The 2,441-nt window shown below is 61.7% G+C and carries 1 protein-coding gene; it reads right to left on the bottom strand.

Features of this window, described 5'->3' with window-relative positions; genetic code table 11:
* Positions 1-84: 84 nt before the first annotated feature.
* A complete protein-coding gene (locus tag KBZ10_RS28895) occupies positions 85-1,908 on the bottom strand; it encodes a reverse transcriptase/maturase family protein (RefSeq protein ID WP_210990704.1) in 1,824 nt (607 codons plus the stop codon).
* Between the last annotated feature and the right edge of the window lie 533 nt (positions 1,909-2,441).

Raw genomic sequence — 2,441 nt, 5'->3', positions numbered from 1 at the left:
CGTGAGGTGGGCCGCCGGGCGAGGTGCCAGCCCGCAGGGCTGGTCCTTTTCCCAGCGGCCTCCTCCCGAACCCGTCGTGCGGCGTTAACCGCAACGGGCTCTCCAGCGATGTTCGTGAACTGCGGTTTCGTGGCCGTCGTGGATGCCCTCGTGGCAGGGCGGACAGACCATGAGGGTCTTACGCCGTTTCTTTGCCATGAGGACGGCCCAGTCGGGCTGCGTCTGCCCGAGCCGGTCCAGGTCGGCGAGTCTGCGGATCTGGTGGACCTGGGTCTTTGCGGTCTGTCCGCAGAGTTCGCAGGTTCCGGCCAGTAGCCGTCTGGTCAACTCGCGTCGTGGTGCCAGCCGTTGGACGGGGTCACGGTCGGTCAGGACTGCGACCTTGTGCCGTTTGTGTGGAATTCCACCGAACTGCGCGACCAGCGGTTTCCTGCTCGGAGGCCGGGAGATGCTGACCTGGAGGCACTTGCGTGGCCCGGCCGGAGTGTCGATGGTGGCCTTGTATTTCCGGGCCGCCTGCGACATGGTCGAGCGGTGCTTGTCCGCCAGGGAGCACAGCAGCGAGGACTGCATGACCCAATGCAACCGGTTCAGTCGAAAGACGTCACCGGCCAGCAGGTAGTAGTTAACGATTCCGCGGTACCTGGCGCCGTAGATGTTGACGATTGTGTAGTCGTCGAGGCGGTACATCGAGGGCTGCCGCGCGGGTTTCCCGCGTGCCAAGTATGGTGCGCATTTTGCCTTGATCACCTCTTTGGGGACGTGCAGTGCAACGGTTCCGTTGGTCGACCGGCGCTTGCGCCGACTGCCTCGTTTCCGTTCCGCTCTGCGGTCGTTCCTTTGGACGGAGATCTCATAGCCGAGGAATCGCGCCCTGCCGGTTCTGGCGTGGGTGATCAGCGTCTTTTCCTGGGACAGTTCCAACTTGAGGTCTTCACGTAGGAGCCGGGCCAGTCGCTGTTTGATTTCTTCGGCTTCGGCTTTGGGTCCGGCGAACCCGAGAAGGGTGTCGTCGGCGTATCTCACATAACGCAGTCGGCGATATCCCGGGTCGGACATGTCCTGGCTCGGGAGACTGTGCTGCCGCTTGCGCAGAGCACGTAGTTCGGCGCGATCACCGCGCCCTCGTGCTCGCTGAATAGCCGCTTCCACCCGACGATACTCAGGGTTTCTCGCCCTGAGTTGCCCTCGGGTGTTTTCCGGAATGAGGACTCGTTCGACGAAGTCGTCCATCTTGTGCAGGTAGATGTTGGACAGGATCGGGGAGAGGACCCCGCCTTGCGGCGCGCCGCTTAGCGTCGCGTTCCAGGTCCAGTCTTCCAGGTATCCGGCTCGGAGCATGTTGCGCACGAGCCGCAGGAACCGATTGTCGTGGATTCTCTCGCCCAGGATGTCGAGCATCACTTCATGGTCAAGTGAGTCGAAGCACTTGGCGATATCACCCTCGATGAACCATGTCGTCCCGGTCCAGGCACGTGCCACCTCGCTCAGGGCGGTGTGACAGCCCCGGCGGGGACGGAAACCGTGTGAATGGTCGGAGAAGCTGGGCTCGAAGTAGGCCTCCAGGAGGAGGCGCATCACCTCGCCCACCAGCTTGTCTCTCCATGGCGGCAGGCCCAGTGGTCTCCGTTTCCCGTTCTTTTTCGGGATGAAGACACGCTTGACGGGCTGGAATCGGAATCGCTCGTGGCGTAGCGCATCGATGATACGTCCGATCTTTTCCAGCGACATGCCGTCTGCGGTTTCCCCTGAGGCGCCTGGCGTCATCGCCCCCTTGTTGGAGTAGATGCGGCCATGGGCCAGTAGATACAACTGCGGGTTGAACATTTGTCGATAGAGCTCATTGCACGGCAGGTTACGCCTACCTCGTTCACGAAGGATGTCAAGTACCGCTTCGGCGCTCTGCATTACGCATACCTCCCGGTCCCGTCGATCCATATCACCTGTGCCCCTTGGCCCTGTGAGCGGCTTTCCCGCCCTCCCTGGCAGGTCGTTACTCCTGCGACTACTACGGGCACTCCGTCACCATGGGGCTCGCGCCCTTTAGGTGATCCCATGGTTCGTCTTGATGTACGTATCTAGCGCGACTTAGGCGCCCCACTCATCTCCTTGAATTCCCTCGCTGGGAATCGCCCTGCCTCCCGGAGTTGCTTCGGCTGGCAGAAATGGCCGATGCAGGAGACAGCGTCGGCTCCAGGTATCGTGCCGACGGGTCCGTATTTTAACCAACTGGAGATTGGGATTCAGGCAATCCAGCTTTCGCCGTATCGCGCGGGCCTCGCGGTGCACCGCCCCTGATACCTGGACCCGGCCACCGCTTTCCTGACATGCTACGGTCCCCTTTGTCTTTCGACTCCAGGTAAGTCATTCAGCCCAGGAATATTCTCCGAATTCCTCCCGGCTCAGCCGGGAATACATCAAGGCGCTTCCATGGCGCACTC

The organism is Streptomyces sp. F63, from assembly GCF_018070345.1.
In the GTDB taxonomy this organism is placed as follows: Bacteria; Actinomycetota; Actinomycetes; order Streptomycetales; family Streptomycetaceae; genus Streptomyces.
This window is presented reverse-complemented; position numbering and strand designations above follow the sequence as displayed.